Annotated in this window: 2 protein-coding genes; both read right to left on the bottom strand. The window is 74.9% G+C overall.

The window, feature by feature from the left end; all coding sequences use genetic code 11:
- Window positions 1–26: 26 nt before the first annotated feature.
- Complete coding sequence (locus SSBG_RS25750) at window positions 27–1,067, bottom strand: sugar-binding transcriptional regulator (protein WP_008748982.1); 1,041 nt, start codon at window positions 1,065–1,067, stop codon at window positions 27–29.
- 265 nt (window positions 1,068–1,332) lie between these two features.
- Window positions 1,333–2,019, bottom strand: a complete 687-nt coding sequence (gene rpe, locus SSBG_RS25745; protein ID WP_008748981.1) for a ribulose-phosphate 3-epimerase — start codon at window positions 2,017–2,019, stop codon at window positions 1,333–1,335.
- Between the last annotated feature and the right edge of the window lie 209 nt (window positions 2,020–2,228).

Raw genomic sequence — 2,228 nt, 5'->3', positions numbered from 1 at the left:
TTCCGGGGCGGCGCGGGCCGGGCCGCTCAGTCGTCCGGGTCCGCGCGGTCGAGCGCGGGGCGGGGCTGCTCCCCGGCCGTGAGGAGGTAGTCGGCTGCGGCGGTGTCCGTGACGAGGCTCGTGACGAGGCCGGAGCGCAGGACGGCGTCGATCGCCGCCGCCTTGCGGTGCCCGCCCGCGATCGCGACGACCTCGGGGACGCGGCGCAGCCGCTCGGACTCGACGGTGATGCAGCGCTCGCCGAGGTCGCGGCCCACGCGGCGCCCCTGCGCGTCGAAGAGGTGCGCGGACATCTCGGCGGCGACACCGAGCGAGGCGTAGTGGCGGCGCTCCTCGTCGCCGAGCATGTCGTGCACGGTCGAGACGCCCGGCTCCCAGGAGCCGATCGAGACGGCGGCGACCGTGACCTTGTCGAAGTAGTCGAAGGCCCGCGAGATGCCGGTCTGGCTGCGCAGGGCGGCGGCGGTCGCCGGGTCGGGGAGGAGCATCGGCGCGTAGATGGGGTGCGCCTCGCCGCCGGAGACCTGCGCGGCGCGCCGTACCGCCTCGACGGAGCCGCGCTCGGCGGTGCCCGCGTCGTAGACGCCGGTGAGCTGGACGACGGTGCACGGGGGCAGCGTGTGCAGCGCGGTCGCCATGTGGATCGTGGAGCGGCCCCAGGCGAGCCCCAGGACATCGCCCTCGTGGACGAGTTCGCCGAGGAGGTCGGCGGCGACCTCGCCGAGGTTCTCCGGGTCGGGCGAGTCGTCGGCCTCGGCCGGTGACTCCACGACGACGGCGTGCCGCAGCCCGTAGCGGGCCCGCAGCGCGTCCGAGCGCTCGGCGTCGAGCTCGGCGGGGACACGGATCTCGATGCGTACGAGATCCCGGTCGAGGGCGGTCTCCAGGACCCGGGCCACCTTGAAGCGGCTCACGCCGAACTCCTCGGCGATCTGGATCTTGGACTTGCCCTCCAGGTAGAAGCGGCGTGCCATGGCCGCCGCCTGGACCAGCTCCGCGGGTCCCATCCGCATGGCTGCCCGACCCGCCGACATCGCCGACACGGCGCTCTCCTCACTGCTGTGCATACTCCGGACTCGCCGTTCATCCTCGCAGACGCCGCGGTGCCTGCTCAGCCCCGCGGCCTCCGGTTCACGCGGCCGATGCCCAGTCGTATCCCGGTGTCCGCCCGGGGTCGTTCCCGGACGGCTCCCTGCCTCCTGCGGTGCCCGGTACACGGTCCCGGACACGGTGCCCGGGGGTGCGGTCCCGGACGGTTCTCCTCTCACGGCCCGGTCACCGACCGGCCCTCTCGCGGCCGGTGCCCGCGCGGGGCCCGGCCTCTCGCGCGGTTCAGGCCCCGGCGGCCCACCCGGCCTTCGCGTGCGCCGCCTCGGCCTGGGCACGCAGGCCCCGGACCGCCGCCGCCGGTTCCTTCGCCCCGTAGACGGCCGACCCGGCGACGAAGACGTCGGCGCCCGCCTCGGCGCAGCGTTCGACGGTCTCGGCGGAGACCCCGCCGTCCACCTGCACCCACAGGTCGAGGCCGTGTCTGGCGACGAGCTGCCGGGTGCGGCGGATCTTGGGGAGCATGATGTCGAGGAACGCCTGCCCGCCGAAGCCCGGCTCGACCGTCATGATCAGCAGCATGTCCAGCTCGGGGAGCAGGTCCTCGTACTGTTCCACCGGCGTCGCGGGCTTGAGCGCCATGGAGGCGCGGGCGCCCTTGGCGCGGATCTCGCGGGCGAGGCGGACCGGCGCCGCGGCGGCCTCGGCGTGGAAGGTGACCGAGCCCGCGCCCGCCTCGACGTAGGCGGGGGCCCAGCGGTCGGGCTCCTCGATCATCAGGTGGCAGTCCAGCGGGGTGTCCGTGGCCTTCGCGAGCGCCTCGACGATCGGGGTGCCCAGCGTCAGGTTGGGGACGAAGTGGTTGTCCATGACGTCCACGTGGAGCCAGTCGGCGCCCTCGACGGCCTTCGCCTCCTCGGCGAGTCGCGCGAAGTCGGCGGACAGGATGCTGGGGTTGATCTGCACGGCCATGGCTCAAGCCTGCCATGGTTTCGTGCCGTGGCTCACACCCGGGCCCGTCTCGCCCCGCTTCGCCCGGCCGTGCGCCGCCGTCTCGCGCGCGCCCGCGCGGGGCGGCCTCACGCCGTGCGCCGCAGCAGGGCGAGGTACATCGCGTCCGTGCCGTGCACGTGCGCCCCGGGCTGGAGGTCGGGGCCCTCGCCGGTGAGCGGGACCTCCGG

The organism is Streptomyces sp. SPB074, assembly GCF_000154905.1.
Taxonomy (GTDB): Bacteria; Actinomycetota; Actinomycetes; order Streptomycetales; family Streptomycetaceae; genus Streptomyces.
The sequence above is the reverse complement of the archived record's forward strand: the minus strand, read 5'-3'. Positions and strand labels throughout refer to the sequence as shown.

Coding starts and splice junctions, on each gene's coding strand:
- SSBG_RS25750 (WP_008748982.1), bottom strand. CDS start 1,067: ATGCACAGCAGTGAGGAGAGCGCCGTGTCGGCGATGTCGGCGGGTCGG.
- rpe (WP_008748981.1), bottom strand. CDS start 2,019: ATGGCCGTGCAGATCAACCCCAGCATCCTGTCCGCCGACTTCGCGCGA.